The sequence below is a fragment of the Streptomyces sp. NBC_00252 genome (genome assembly GCF_036187565.1).
Classification (GTDB): domain Bacteria; phylum Actinomycetota; class Actinomycetes; order Streptomycetales; family Streptomycetaceae; genus Streptomyces.
Genome location: NZ_CP108087.1, coordinates 4,912,506 through 4,925,872 on the forward strand (window position 1 = coordinate 4,912,506; position 13,367 = coordinate 4,925,872).

At 70.4% G+C, this 13,367-nt stretch carries 11 protein-coding genes; 4 read left to right on the forward strand and 7 right to left on the reverse strand.

What is annotated here, in order from left to right:
* Nucleotides 1-22: 22 nt before the first annotated feature.
* A complete protein-coding gene (locus OHT77_RS21445) occupies nt 23-1,498 on the forward strand; it encodes a sensor histidine kinase (RefSeq protein ID WP_328834297.1) in 1,476 nt (491 codons plus the stop codon).
* Here the strand turns inward: OHT77_RS21445 and OHT77_RS21450 are convergent.
* On the reverse strand, nt 1,495-2,670 hold the full coding sequence (locus OHT77_RS21450; protein WP_328830153.1) for an epoxide hydrolase family protein: 1,176 nt from the start codon (nt 2,668-2,670) through the stop codon (nt 1,495-1,497). The two genes, OHT77_RS21445 and OHT77_RS21450, sit on opposite strands and share 4 nt — an antisense overlap.
* A 61-nt stretch (nt 2,671-2,731) precedes the next feature.
* Between OHT77_RS21450 and OHT77_RS21455 the strand changes: the two genes are divergently transcribed.
* Both OHT77_RS21455 and OHT77_RS21460 read left to right on the forward strand, forming a co-directional pair.
* Complete coding sequence (locus tag OHT77_RS21455; RefSeq protein ID WP_328830154.1) at nt 2,732-3,277, forward strand: CGNR zinc finger domain-containing protein; 546 nt, start codon at nt 2,732-2,734, stop codon at nt 3,275-3,277.
* Nucleotides 3,278-3,360: 83 nt separating this feature from the next.
* Nucleotides 3,361-4,083 carry a response regulator transcription factor gene (locus tag OHT77_RS21460; protein ID WP_328830155.1) on the forward strand — a complete coding sequence of 241 codons (723 nt, stop codon included), beginning with the start codon at nt 3,361-3,363 and terminating at the stop codon, nt 4,081-4,083.
* A gap of 1 nt (nt 4,084) precedes the next feature.
* Here the strand turns inward: OHT77_RS21460 and OHT77_RS21465 are convergent, their stop codons facing one another.
* From OHT77_RS21465 to OHT77_RS21475, 3 genes are all read right to left on the reverse strand, one after another.
* Complete coding sequence (locus tag OHT77_RS21465) at nt 4,085-5,917, reverse strand: ABC transporter ATP-binding protein (protein ID WP_328830156.1); 1,833 nt, start codon at nt 5,915-5,917, stop codon at nt 4,085-4,087.
* 512 nt (nt 5,918-6,429) lie between these two features.
* A complete protein-coding gene (locus OHT77_RS21470; protein WP_328830157.1) occupies nt 6,430-6,561 on the reverse strand; it encodes a hypothetical protein in 132 nt (43 codons plus the stop codon).
* Nucleotides 6,562-6,824: 263 nt separating this feature from the next.
* On the reverse strand, nt 6,825-8,636 hold the full coding sequence (locus OHT77_RS21475) for a bifunctional metallophosphatase/5'-nucleotidase (RefSeq protein ID WP_328830158.1): 1,812 nt from the start codon (nt 8,634-8,636) through the stop codon (nt 6,825-6,827).
* 144 nt (nt 8,637-8,780) lie between these two features.
* Here OHT77_RS21475 and mshD point away from each other — a divergent pair, with 144 nt between their 5' ends.
* The gene (gene mshD, locus OHT77_RS21480; protein WP_328830159.1) at nt 8,781-9,710 is read left to right on the forward strand and encodes a mycothiol synthase; all 930 of its coding nucleotides are present in this window, start codon (nt 8,781-8,783) and stop codon (nt 9,708-9,710) included.
* Nucleotides 9,711-10,163: 453 nt separating this feature from the next.
* Here the strand turns inward: mshD and OHT77_RS21485 are convergent, their stop codons facing one another.
* The 3 genes from OHT77_RS21485 to OHT77_RS21495 all read right to left on the reverse strand — a co-directional run bounded on the left by OHT77_RS21485 (nt 10,164) and on the right by OHT77_RS21495 (nt 13,350).
* Nucleotides 10,164-10,838 carry an ABC transporter gene (locus OHT77_RS21485; protein WP_328830160.1) on the reverse strand — a complete coding sequence of 225 codons (675 nt, stop codon included), beginning with the start codon at nt 10,836-10,838 and terminating at the stop codon, nt 10,164-10,166.
* Between the two features lie 128 nt (nt 10,839-10,966).
* Nucleotides 10,967-12,493: an ABC transporter permease gene (locus tag OHT77_RS21490; protein ID WP_328830161.1), complete on the reverse strand. Its 1,527-nt coding sequence runs from the start codon at nt 12,491-12,493 to the stop codon at nt 10,967-10,969.
* Complete coding sequence (locus tag OHT77_RS21495; protein ID WP_328830162.1) at nt 12,490-13,350, reverse strand: ABC transporter ATP-binding protein; 861 nt, start codon at nt 13,348-13,350, stop codon at nt 12,490-12,492. Before OHT77_RS21495 ends, OHT77_RS21490 begins: the two co-directional genes overlap by 4 nt.
* Between the last annotated feature and the right edge of the window lie 17 nt (nt 13,351-13,367).

The window sequence follows — 13,367 nt, forward strand, 5'->3', positions numbered from 1 at the left end:
GCCGATTCGGTCGCGGCTGGCGATGTTGGTGGCGGCGGCGGTGGCGTTCGCGGTGGCGGCGGTGTCGGTGACGTGCTGGTTCATCGTGCAGGGAAAGCTGTACGACCAGGTAGACGGTGACCTGAGGAAGATGGCGCAGCCCCAACGTGCCGGTCAGGTCGCCGAGTTCCTCAGCAGCTGCCCGCAGGCCCCCCAGACGGATCAGGACAACACCACCGACTTCAACAGCTTCTCGTCCCAGACCAGCTACATCCAACTGGTCGAGTCGGACGGGAAGGCATGCATCTCCGCGAACTCTGCGGGCGTCATCAAAGTCACCGCCGACGACAAGGGCGTGATCAAGGACGAGAGCAACCTCGGGCAGATGTCGGCCACCCTCAAGGGGGTGTATCGCAACGGCGTCGACGCCAAGGGCAACTCCGTGCGGGTGCTGACCACGCCTCTGCTGGTCAGCCAAGGGCCGGCCGGCCCCAACCAGTGGTACCCCGGCACCGCGCTCCTCGTCGCCGTCCCCCTCAAGAGCACCCAGAACACCCTCAACGACCTCGCCCTCATCCTGCTCCTCGTCTCCGGGATCGGAGTCATCGGCGCAGGCGCAGCCGGTCTCGCCGTCGCCCGTGCCGGTCTCCGGCCCGTCGACAAACTCACCGAGGCCGTCGAACACGTGGCACGGACCGAGGACCTGGCCATCCGGATCCCGGTGGATGAGGACAGTGACGACGAGATCGCCCGGCTCTCCCGGTCGTTCAACTCGATGACGACCTCCCTGGCCAACTCCCGCGAGCTGCAGCAGCAGCTCATCGCGGACGCCGGTCACGAGCTGCGCACCCCCCTCACCTCCCTCCGCACGAACGTCGAGCTCCTCACCCGCAGCGAGGAGACGGGCCGCCCGATCCCCCCGGCCGACCGCAAGGCCCTGCTCGCCTCGGTGAAGGCCCAGATGACCGAACTGGCGTCCCTGATCGGCGACTTGCAGGAGTTGTCCCGGTCGGAGGGCCAGCGGGGTGAGCGGGTGCAGGTGGTCTCGCTCCAGGACACCGTCGAGGCGGCGCTCCGCCGAGCCAGGCTCCGCGGCCCGGAGTTGACGATCACCGCGGACGTCCAGCCCTGGTTCGTGCAGTCCGAGCCCTCCGCCCTGGAGCGCGCGGTGGTCAACATCCTCGACAACGCGGTGAAGTTCAGCCCCGAGGGCGGGACCATCGACGTCCAGCTCACCCACGGCGTCCTCACCGTCCGCGACCACGGCCCCGGCATCCCCGCCGACGAACTCCCGCACGTCTTCGACCGCTTCTGGCGTTCGCCGAGCGCCCGCGCCCTCCCCGGTTCCGGCCTGGGCCTGTCGATCGTCGCCCGCACGGTCCAACAGGCGGGCGGCGAGGTGACGTTGGCGCACGCGCCGGGCGGCGGCACGGTGGCGACCGTACGACTGCCGGGAACGCCGACGGCTCCGCCCCCGGAGACACCGGAGTACCCGAGCGACTCGGAACTGTCGCACTAACAGGTACTCGCCGACCTGAAGAACTCGGTGATGTCGTCGGCCAGCAGTTCGGGTTCCTCGTGGGCCGGGAAATGGCCGCCCCGGGGCATCGTGGTGTAGCGGGTGAGATGGTATCTGCGTTCCACGAAGCCGCGCGGGGCGGGGGCGCCGAGGTTGGCGGGGAACAGGGCCAGGGCGGTCGGCACCTCCACCCGGTCCAGTTTCGGGAGGAGGCCCTGGCCGGACACGTAGTACGGGATGAACGACGTCCCGATCGTGTTCGTGAACCAGTACAGCGACGCCTGGGTGAGCAGGAAGTCGTCCGTGAAGCGGGTGGAGAGGTCGCCGTCGCAGTCGCTCCAGGACCGGTACTTCTCCACCATCCAGCCGAGCAGTCCCGCCGGGGAGTCGCTCAGGCCCTGCGCCAGGGTGAGGGGGCGGGTGCGCTGCTGGTGGGCGTACGCGCCTTCCTCCTGGGACCAGGCGGTGACGGCGGTCAGGTACTCCCGTTCCTCGTCGGTCAGTCGGGCGGAGCCGGCGTCCGGCGGCGTGCTCAGGATGTCCAGGACGTGGATGCCGACCACGTTCTCGGGGTGGGCCTGGCCGAGGCGGGCCGTGATCCCCGAGCCCAGGTCGCCGCCGTGTGCGCCGTAGCGCTCGAAGCCCAGTTCGTCGTGCATCAGGCGGTGCCACAGTTCGTGGGTGGGCGGTGACTGGTCCAGGCTCGTGGGCGGGGACGAGAACGTGAAGCCCGGGAGGGACGGCACGATCACCGTGAACGCGTCCCGCGGATCACCGCCGTGGCGCGACGGCGTCGAGAGCCTCCGGGCCAGCTCCACCAGTTCGTAGAACGTGCTCGGCCAGCCGTTGGTCAGGACGAGGGGCAGGGCGCCCTCGCGTTCGGCGTCGAAGCGGAGGTAGTGGACGGTCGTGCCGTCGATGTCGGCGAAGCGGGACGGCAGCGCGTTGATCTCGGTCTCGTGTGCGCGCCAGTCGTAGCCGTCGGCCCAGTACTCGGCCAGCCGCCTCAGCTCCTCGGCGTCCGTTCCCGCCTGCCACCCGGGCACGGGCCACGGCGCCGCCCACCTCGTCCCGCGCAGCCGGGTCCGCAGGTCGTCGAGGGCCGCTTCCGGGACCTCGATCAAGGGGCCGGGGGTGGTGTCCGTCGTCGGGGTCGTCCATGTTTTCGACACCATTGAAAGCTATAACCGGTGTCGCATCCCGTCAACACCGGCTTCGCGGTACGGTGGTGTCGTGAGTGATGGCGTCGTGGATCTCGTGGTGGTCGAGCAGTTCCTCAACACGCTCGACGAAAGAGCCTTCAGCTGGCACGGGGAGCGGCACACCGGCCACGACGAACTGACCTCCGTCCAGGCCCTGTCGGCGTGGCTGGAGGCCCATGACCTGGTCGGCGCCGGGCAGGAGCTGCGGGCGTCCGACCTGACCGCCGCCCGCGCACTCCGCGCCGGTCTGCGGGACGCGCTCAGCGGCGACGACAGCGGCGGGACCGCCAAGGCCCTCGCCCCGTTCCCCCTGACTCTGGCCCCGGACGCGGACGCGGACGGCGGCGGGCTGCGGCTCGTCGCCGACAGCGGTACGCCCGGGCTCGACGCCCTCGTCGAGACGGTCGCGGCGAACGTCGCCGGCGGCGGCTGGAGCCGCCTCAAGCTGTGCGCCTCGGCGGACTGCCGCTGGGCGTTCTACGACACCTCGCGCAACGGCGGCGGCCGCTGGTGCTCGATGGACGTCTGCGGGAACCGGAACAAGACCCGCGCCTACCGCCGCCGCCTCGCGGACTGAACCACTCCCCCGGCCCTCGGGCCCTCAGCCCACGCACACCTCCCTGCCAGCCCCACCACAGCCGCCCGTCACACCGTGTTGAGATGGCGCGGAAGATCCTGCTGGCCGATGACGACGCGGACGTACGGGAAGGGCTCGGGCGGCTGCTCAGGTTCGAGGGGTACGAGACCGTTCTCGCGGGGGACGGGCGTACCGCGCTCGATCTCCTCGGGCCGGTGGACGATGTCGCCGCCCCTGATCTCGTGCTGATGGACGTGACCATGCCCGAGCTGGACGGGCTGGCCGCCACCCGGCGGATCCGGGCCTCCGGATCCACCGTGCCGATCCTCATGCTCACCGGGCGGGACGCGGTCGGGGACCGGATCGTCGCGCTCGACAACGGCGCCGACGACTACCTCAGCAAACCGTTCGCCGTCGAGGAACTGCTCGCCCGCGTAAGGGCGTTGCTGCGGCGCAGTGCCCAACCCGCCGCCGGGGCCGAGGCGTTGCCCGAGCTGGAACGGCTCGTCTTCCAGGATCTCGTCCTGGACCTGCGCACGCGGGACGTCACCCGGGACGGCCGGCCGCTCGACCTCACACGGACCGAGTTCCTGCTGCTGGAGTACCTGATGCACCATCCGGGGACCGCGCTCACCCGGGCCCGCATCCACCGGCACGTGTGGGGCTTCGACTTCGAGCCCGCGTCCAACACCCTTGACGTGTATGTGATGTACCTGCGGCGGAAACTGGAGAGCCGCGGCGGACCGCGGCTCATCCACACCGTGCGGGGGCTCGGGTACAGCCTGCGTACCCGAGCCCCCGACTGACCTAGCGCTTCGGGAGCCGCAGGATCATCGTCTCGTCCGGTGCCCGCGGCGGGACCGCGCGCAGGGTCACCGTGTCGTCCGACTGCCTTCCCTCAAGGGCCAGTTCGGGGAGCGGGCCCGCGAGTCGGGCGTACGCGCCGCGCCTCGCCACCAGCTCCGCGTGCGTGCCGGACTCGACGAGGTGTCCGCCCTCGACCACCAGGATGCGGTCCGCGTCCGGGGCGAGGCTCAGGTCGTGGGTGATCATGATGGTCGTACGGCCGGACATCAGGCGGCGCAGGGGCTGGACCACCTGGCGGGCGGCCACCGAGTCGAGGCCGGCCGTCGGTTCGTCCAGGACCAGCACCGGGGCCTCGCGGAGCATCGCCCGTGCGATCGCGATGCGTTGGAGCTGGCCGCCGGACAACGCGGCTGTGCCGGGGGCGAGTCGGGTGTCGTAGCCCTCGGGGAGTGCGGTGATGAAGTCGTGCGCTGCCGCCGCGCGGGCGGCCAGTTCGATGTCCTCGTCGGTCGCGCCGGGGCGGCCGCACTCGATGTTCTCGCGGACCGTGCCGTTCAGGATGAGGGTCTGCTGCGGGAGCAACGCGACGTTCTCCCGCAGGAATTCGAGCGGTACGTCGCGGAGGGGGACGCCGTCCAGGCAGATCACGCCCGCCGAGGGGTCGTAGAAGCGGGTGAGGAGTTTGGACAGGGTGGACTTGCCCGCGCCGCTCTCGCCGGTGATGATCACCAGCTCGCCCGGGTCCGCCCTGAAGGTGACGTCGGCGACCGAGTTCCGGGGCGCGCCGGGGTAGCCGAAGGTCACGCCGTGGAAGCTGACCCAGCCGTGGACGGGCCAGGCGGGGACGGGTTCGCGGGGGTCGCCGACGGACGGGGTGGCGTCCAGGATCTCGTTGATGCGGGCGGCGCCGGCCGTGGCGGCGGTGAGGGTGAGGCCGAGTTGGCCGAGGTTGCGCACCGGGGGGTAGAGGTAGCCGATGAAGGCGGCGAAGGCGAGGAGTGCGCCCAGGGTCATGCGGTCGGCGGAGATCTCCCAGACGCCTAGGCCGATCACCGCGAGGACGCAGAGCGTCTCGACGACCTCCACGAACTGCTCGTACATCTCGCTGAGCCGGGCGCCGCGGACGGACGCCTTCATCCATGCGCGGGCCTCCACGTCGAGGCGCTTCTCCTCGTCGCGGCGGCGGTTGTAGGCCTGGGTGAGGACGACGTTGCCGAGGGACTCCTCGACCACCGAGGTGATCGCGCCGTCCGCGACCCGCTCGTCCTGCGAGGCCTGCTTGATGCGGCCGGAGAAGCGGCGGGCGGCGAGGAGGAAGAGGGGGGCCAGGACGAAGGTCGCGAGGGCCAGGTCCCAGCGGAGGTACAGGGCGGCGCAGGCGTAGAACACGGCGGAGAAGGCCGCCGAGACGGTGCCTACGACCCCGGACACGACCATCTGCTCGATGGCCTCGACGTCTCCGGTGAGGCGTTCGACCAGGTCGCCCTGGCGGTGCTTCTGGAAGAAGTGGGGTGGGAGGTCCTGGACATGGCGGAACACGTTCGCGCGCAGACGCAGGACGAATCTCTCCGCGGTCCAGGTGGCGAGGGAGTTTCCGAAGTAGCCGACGAGCGCGCCCAGTGCGGCGACGCCGAGCCAGGCGGTGGCCGGGCCCCAGAAGTCGGACAGCGAACCGGCCTTCAGAGCGTTGTCGGTGAGGTCCGCGAACAGCAGGATCGCGGCGGTCTCGGAGAGCGCCGACACCACGACGCACGCGATGATCACCGCGAGCCACTTGCGGTCACCGCGGGTCAGCGGCCAGAAACGGCGGAAGGCCTCACGGGCTTCCCTCATGGTCAACAACTCCCTTCAGGACAGGTCGAGTTCAATGACGAATCCACGGCCCGGACATGGCGAGGCGGGGCCACCGGAGCGAGCGCACTCGCCACCCAGCGGCCCCGCCTCACGGTCCGCGCAATCAGCCCTTGTGGGCGACCGGCCGCCGCTTCGGAGCGTGCTTCTTCGGCGCGGGCTTCTTGGGCGCCGGGGCGGGCTTGCGGGTCTTCTTGACCGGGGCGATCTTGTGGAAGCTCATGACGGATTCCCTCCCTGTAAATGCCGCGGTGGTGCGGCGAGTTGTCGAGTACTGCGACTGGCGCTGCAGGCGCTACGGGTCTTCTACGGCCGCCCCGCCGGCTTACTTGTGACCGACCGGGCGCCGCGGAGCCGGAGCCGGCTTCTTCGGCGCGGGCTTCTTCGGGGCCGGCGCGGGCTTGTGGGTCTTCTTGACCGGGGCGATCTTGTGGAAGCTCATGACTGTTTCCCTTTCTTTGATTTACTTTGGAATTACGCCTGTAAATTCTTTGTCAGCCCTTGTGGGTGACCGGGCGGCGCTTGGGGGCGCCGAGCGGCTTGCCCAGGGGCTTCTTGGGCGCCTTCTTGGGGGCCGGGGCGGGCTTGGCAGCCTTCTTCACGGGGGCGATCTTGTGGAAGCTCATCGGGCTCTCCTTGATATCTTTCATCTTCTTGTCGTTTGCGTTTTTTGCTTTCGACATGGAAAACACTACTGGACTTCCGGCGCAGGAAAAGCCTTTTCTGCTGAGACCTTCCTGAGCAATTCCTGTGGAAGACTCTTATGCAATTCGCGGAACTGAATCCGCCCTTACACAGAATTTAGAACGGGAAAGCAGAAGGGGCCCGGTGCCGACATACCCGGCACCGGGCCCCTGAGCAGAGGGGACTGCTGAAGAACTGCTGGCTGCTACTGCACGATCGTGATCCGGTTCGCCGCCGGAGGCGCGAGCGGGCCCGCGGCCGACGAGTTCGCCGTCAGATAGTCCGCGAGCGCGGTCAGGTCGTCCGTACCGACCAGGTCACCCGTGCCCTGCCCCAGCGTCGTGAAGCCGTCACCGCCACCCGCGAGGAAGCTGTTCGTCGCGACGCGGTACGTGGCCGCCGGGTCGATGGCGGAACCGTTGAGCCTGATCGAGTCCGTGACCACCCGGTCCGCACCCGTCTTCGTCAGGTCCAGCGTGTACGTCAGCCCGGAAGACACCTGAAGCACCTTCGGCGCCGCCGCGTTCGCCCCGCTCACCTGCTCCTTGAGCGCCTGCACCACCTGCGCACCGGTGAAGTCCTGGAGGTTCACCGTGTTGGCGAACGGCTGCACCGTGAAGCCCTCGGCGTACGTCACCACACCGTCGCCCTCGGCCCCGGTGGCCTTGTACGTCAGCCCCGCCCGCACCCCGCCCGGGTTCATCAGCGCGAGGTCGGTCTCCGGGTCCAGCTTCTTGCCGTAGGCGAGCTGGGCGTCGGCGATGAGGTCGCCCATCGGGGACTCGGTGCCGGTGCTGTTGACGTCACCGGAGATGTAGCCGATCGGGCGGTTGCCGATGGGGGCAGCGAGGGTGTTCCACTTGCCGATCAGGCTGGTGAGGTCGGCGGCCTTGGGCACGTCCCGGGTGACCACGTGGTTCGCGGACTTCACCGCCGTACGCGCGATGTCGCCCGTCCTGCGGTCGTAGGTCAGCGTGGTGTCCGTGTAGAGGCGGCCGAAGCTGGACGCCGAAGTGACCATACGGGGCTTGCCACTTGGGTCGTTGATCGTGCAGACGTACGCGTTGTGGGTGTGGCCGGTGACGAGGGCGTCGACGGCCGGGGTGACGTTCTTCGCGATGTCGACGATCGGGCCGGAGATGCCGGAGCCGCCGCCGGACGCGTCGCAGTCGTAGTTGTAGGACGCGGAGGCGGGGAAGCCGCCCTCGTGGATCAGCGCGACGATCGACTTGACGCCCTGCTTCTGCAGTTCCTTGGCGTACTTGTTGATCGTCTCGACCTCGTCCTTGAACTGGAGGCCCTTGACGCCGTCCGCCGAGACGATGCCCGGGGTGCCCTCCAGCGTGACGCCGATGAAGCCGACCTTGACGTCCTTCTTCTTCCAGACCCAGTACGGCTTGAGGATCGGCTTCTTCGTCTTCTCGTCGAGGACGTTCGCCGCGAGGTAGGGGAAGTCGGCGCCCTTGAACTTCTTGTCCGTGTAGCAGCCGTCCGTGGGGTGGCAGCCGCCGTTCTGCAGCCGGGCCAACTCCTTCGCGCCCTCGTCGAATTCGTGGTTGCCGACCGAAGTGACGTCCAGGTCCAGCTTGTTGAGCGCCTCGATGGTGGGCTCGTCGTGGAACAGGCCCGAGATCAGCGGGGACGCGCCGACCATGTCGCCGCCGGCCGCGGTGATCGAGTACGGGTTGCCCTTGCGGGCGTCGCGCAGATGCGTGGCGAGGTACTCGACACCGCCCGCGTCGATCGTCTTCGTCGTGCCGTCCGGCTGGAGTTCGGTGACGCGGCCGGAGGAACCGGTCGGGGGCTCCAGGTTGCCGTGCAGGTCGTTGAAGGACAGCAGCTGTACGTCCTGGTAGCGGCTCGGCTTGGGGTGGTGGCCGTGGCCGCCGGAGTTGCCGTGGGCGTCGGCGGGCAGTGCGGAGGCCAGCGCCGCCGCCGTGGCGAGGCTCACCGTGGTGGCGAGCAGTGCGGCGGTACGGCGTCTGCGCGGGCGGTGCGGCTGGGTCGTGGCTGGCATGAGCCCCCCTGTGTGTCGGCTGAGAGTCACCACTTTCCGGCGCAGCCTAGGGTCAACGCGCGTAGCGCGGCAGGGGGTTCTTGGTTACATCCTGGTTTCTTCTTTGCCGCCACTTTGCTGCGGGATCCGCTTACCCTGATGCCCATGACCAGCGACGACACCGCACGGCCCGCGCCCTCCTCCCGCTCCATCGAGACCTACTCCGCGCTCTCCCCGGACCAGGGCGCGGCCGTCCTCGCGCTGATCGCCGAGGCCGCCCGCGTCGACGGGCAGCAGGCGGTGTCCGAGCAGGGGCGGTTGCGGATCCGCGGGGGTGAGCGGGCGGGGGTCTCCCATCTGCTGCTGACCCTGGGCGACGAACTCGTGGGGTACGCGCAGCTGGAGGACACCGATCCGGTGGAGGCGCCGGCGGCGGAGCTCGTCGTGCATCCCTCGTACCGGGGGCATGGGCACGGGCGGGCGCTGGGCGCTGCGCTGCTTGCCGCGTCCGGGAAGCGGTTGCGGGTGTGGGCGCATGGTGGGCACTCCGCCGCGCGTCATCTCGCGCAGGTCCTCGGGCTCACGATGTTCCGTGAACTCCGGCAGCTGCGGCGGCCGTTGACCGGGCTGGAACTGCCCGAGCCGGTGCTTTCCGAGGGGGTGACCGTGCGGACCTTCGTGCCCGGGCAGGATGACGCGGCCTGGCTCGCCGTCAACGCGGCGGCGTTCGCGCACCATCCTGAGCAGGGGTCTCTCACGCAGCGCGACCTCGATGACCGGATGTCCGAGGCGTGGTTCGATCCCGCGGGGTTCTTTCTCGCCGAACGGGGTGGGGAGCTGGTGGGCTTCCACTGGACCAAGGTCCACGCCGAGGAGGGGCTGGGTGAGGTGTACGTCGTGGGGGTGTTGCCCGGGGTGCAGGGGGGTGGGCTCGGCAAGGCGCTGACGACGATCGGGTTGCGTCATCTTGCCTCGCAGGGGCTGCCTACGGCGATGCTGTACGTCGACGCGGACAACAAGGCGGCGGTGTCTGTTTATGAGCGGCTCGGGTTCACGACGTACGAAACGGACCTGATGTACCGCTCGGAGTCGTGAGGCGGGGGTTGGTCCGGTGACCCCCTGGGGGCTCCGCCCCCAGACCCCCATCGGCCCTGAAGGGGCCTCGTCCTCAAACGCCGGACGGGCTGGATATTGCGGGCCTGGGCTGAAGGGTGGACGGGCTGAATATTGCGGGCCTGGGCTGAAGGGTGGACGGGCTGAATATTGCGGGCCTGGGCTGAAGGGTGGACGGGCTGAATATTGCGGGCCTGGGCTGGAGGGTGGACGGGCTGGGTGAGTAGTAGCCACCGAGCTCCCAAGGCGCGAGGCGGGCTGGATTGTGCGACCTAGCCCGCTGCCAAGCGACGGACGGGTTGGATCGTGCCGCCCCCGCCCGTCCCCGACCACGAGTCACCGCCCCCACCCCCAAACGCAAGCCAGCGCGCTCGCCCCGAACCGCAAGGCAGCGCGCTGGACCCGCACCCGCTAGGCGGTCGGAGACGCCCGTTCTCACGCCCCCGACAGGCCCGACCGTGTCGGTCGTCGCGTCGGGAACAAGTGCCTTCGTCTGATCGGTTCCGGGCCGCACGCAGCCCATGTGAGTGCCGCGACCGCGAGGATCATCGCCCAGTGGTCGTGTCCCGGGGCCCAGGTCTTCGCGCCCGGGGTGGCGAACAGGCCCCAGCTGGAGGGCAGGAACAGGGCCGCTGCCATGGACGTGGCCAGCAGGGCGATGGCTACTCGCTGGCCCGGTTCCGGTTCGTCCGTGAGGCGGACCGCCGCGGCTGACGCGGCGAGGGCGACGACCGCGGCGGCGGCTGCCTCCAGGGTGATGTCACCGACCGGGGGCCGTACCTTCGCCGGGATCAGCAGCACCGCCGCCGTCCACCACAGCACCGCGAGCGGAGCGGCCAGCGCGGTCCGCAGGGCGCCGCGCACCATGCGCCGGGTCGGTACCGCGACGGTGACCTGCCGGGCCGGGTCGTCCAGCAGGAACGTCAGCCCCAGCGCGAAGGCGAGCGCGGCTCCCCGCAGCAGCAGCAACGCCGTCCACGGGTTCGGGTCCGACGAGGTGAAGCGAGGCAGCGCGGCCAACACCAGCCCGGCGACAGCACCGGCCCCGAGCGCCCGCCAGGGCATCGCACGGACGACGGGCCGCAGCAGCTGCGCCAACTGCCCTGCCACATCTACCGATCCGCCACCCGGTGTCCCCGCGGGCCCCCGGCCCGGCATCCCATCACTCCCCCAGCTCGACACCCCTACCGACCCCCGGCCCGGCGTCCCCGTCGGGCCCCGGCCCAAGACCCCTTCCCTCAGCTGCACTTGTCCGCCCCCGCCGGCGCCTTGACCCCCAGCAGCTCCGCGACGCGGGCCGTCGTGACCTTCGGGGCCGTCAGTTCCGCCCAGTGGGCCTTCACCTTCGGGGCGACCGACGTGCTGCCTGCCTTGAACAACTCCCTTACGACCGTGGTCTGTTCGGCGGTCATGGACATCGGGTCGGTCGGGGAGAGGACCAGGGCCGAGCCGGTGATGCTGTCGTCGAGGCGGACCTTGCTCAGCTCGGCGAGGGGGTCGGACTGCCAGTTGAGGGCGAGCCACATGATGGTGACCATGCGGCCGTCGCACAGCTGCTCGGACGCCTTCTCGGTGCGGAGGACCAGGACCGCGGAGACGGCCGCGGCGAACTCCGGCACGCGCGGGCCGCCCCAACCCGTGCCGACGGTGACCTGGTACGGGACGGGGGACGGCTGGATCGCGCCGTCGCCGTCCATGCCGTAGCGGGCGTCGACGCGCTGGCGTACCAGCAGGTGTTCCTGGGGCGCGGTGCCGCCGGCGAGGGACTGGACGTGGTCCGTCACGTTCGCCCAGGTCGTGGCGCGGGGCATCCACTCCGGGTACGCGCAGTACGTCGCACGGCCGTGCCGTTCGCAGGACTGGACCTTCTCCGGGGTGACGGTGGCCACCTCGCGGGCGGTGATCGTCGCCTTCGGGACCTTGCCCGCCTGGCCCACCGCACCCCACGTGCCGAGGCCGATCGCCAACACCAGCAGCGCCGCCACCGTCTTCGTACGGCCGCCGTTGACCAGGACCGCGGCGAGGGCCACGGTCAGCGCCAGGCCCAGCAGGTACAGCGCGTGCCATGCCGCCGGGCGGCCCAGGAGGTCGGACGGGAGGGAGGTGCTGCTCGAGCCTTCGACCACCGGGACCAGCCAGCGCGTCGCGCTGCCTTCGCCGCCGGACGCCACCGCGCCGAGGAACAGGGTGGAGAAGAAGGCCAGCACCAGAAGCATCGGGGCCGCGAACGGCGAGCGCACCAGCCGGGCCAGCAGCACACCGACCGCGCCGGCCAGCAGGACCGTGAGCGGGCCGACGAGCAGCTCGTTGACCGAGCCGCTGCCGACGGAACCGGGGTCGAGCACCGCCCAGGTGAACTGCGCCGCCACGAGCAGCGCGGTGAGCGCGACGACCGGGACGACGGACAGCACGTGGGCGACCGTACGGCGCCAGGGTTCCAGGACCAGGACGCCGAAGTGCCGGTCGGTGTCCTGGCGCCGGGAGCGCAGGACGGCCTGGTTCGCGCAGAGCATGACGGCCAGGGCGGGCAGCATCGGCCCGGTCTGGGTCGCGCGGTCGACGTCCTGGAGCGCCGGGAAGCCGTTGCCGGTGCTCGGCATGCGCCACACGATCCAGACGACGTAGAGCGCGAACGTGCCCAACACCGGTGCGCACAGCAGGAGTTTGCGTGCCTCGAAGCGGGCCAGCTGCACCACGGCCGCCCAGGGCTGTCGTTGGCCCTCGGTGTGTGCGGTGAGGGGCGTCTTGTCCAGGACCGCGCTCATGCCGTCACCTCCGCGACCATGCCGTCGAGCGTGATCAAGTAGCCGTCCTCCAGGGTGGGTTCGACGAGTTCCGCGCCGGGGGGCGGGTCGCCCACGTTGCGGAAGACGCCGAGGCCGGTGCGCCAGCCCGCCATCGCGCCGGGTTCGCGTTCCGCGCTGCTCCACACCCGGCCCGCGGCCCGTGCGGTGAGTTCGGCCGGGGTGCCGTCGAAGCGGATGACGCCGGCGGCCATGACGACGACGCGGTTGCAGAGCATCGCGACGTCCTCGGTCTGGTGGGTGGAGAGCAGCACCGTGCGGCCCTCGCCCGCCCTGGCGATCAACTCCCTGAAGCGCATGCGCTGTTCGGGGTCGAGTCCGACCGTCGGCTCGTCCAGGACCAGGAAGCCCGGGTCGCCGACGAGCGCCGCCGCGAGCGCGACCCGCTGCCGCATTCCGCCCGACAGCTTCTTGATGCGCTTGCCGCGCACGTCCGACAGGTCGACCTCCTCGATCACGCGCCGTACCTCCTGGTGGCGTCCGGCGCGGTCGGTCAGCTCCTTGAGGATCGCGACGTAGTCGACGAACTCGAAGGCGGTGAAGTCCGGGTGGAAGCCGGGCGTCTGCGGGAGGTAGCCGAGCACCCGCCGTACCTCCTGGCGTCCGGCGGTCGTGCCCGGGTCGTGGCCGAGGACGGTGAAGCTGCCCGAGTCGGCGGGCGCGGCGGTGGCCAGCACCCTCAACAGGGTGGTCTTCCCTGCCCCGTTGGGGCCGAGCAGGCCGGTGACGCCTTCGCCCAGGCGCAGCGACACGTCGTCGAGGGCCTGCGTCGAGCCGTAGCGCAGGCTGAGCCCGGCCGCGGAGACGGTGGTGGTCATGTACGGCACTCCAGTCA

Coding starts and splice junctions, on each gene's coding strand:
- OHT77_RS21460 (WP_328830155.1), top strand. CDS start 3,361: ATGGCGCGGAAGATCCTGCTGGCCGATGACGACGCGGACGTACGGGAA.
- OHT77_RS21445 (WP_328834297.1), top strand. CDS start 23: ATGTTGGTGGCGGCGGCGGTGGCGTTCGCGGTGGCGGCGGTGTCGGTG.
- OHT77_RS21475 (WP_328830158.1), bottom strand. CDS start 8,636: ATGCCAGCCACGACCCAGCCGCACCGCCCGCGCAGACGCCGTACCGCC.
- OHT77_RS21490 (WP_328830161.1), bottom strand. CDS start 12,493: ATGAGCGCGGTCCTGGACAAGACGCCCCTCACCGCACACACCGAGGGC.
- OHT77_RS21470 (WP_328830157.1), bottom strand. CDS start 6,561: ATGAGCTTCCACAAGATCGCCCCCGTGAAGAAGGCTGCCAAGCCCGCC.
- mshD (WP_328830159.1), top strand. CDS start 8,781: ATGACCAGCGACGACACCGCACGGCCCGCGCCCTCCTCCCGCTCCATC.
- OHT77_RS21495 (WP_328830162.1), bottom strand. CDS start 13,350: ATGACCACCACCGTCTCCGCGGCCGGGCTCAGCCTGCGCTACGGCTCG.
- OHT77_RS21465 (WP_328830156.1), bottom strand. CDS start 5,917: ATGAGGGAAGCCCGTGAGGCCTTCCGCCGTTTCTGGCCGCTGACCCGC.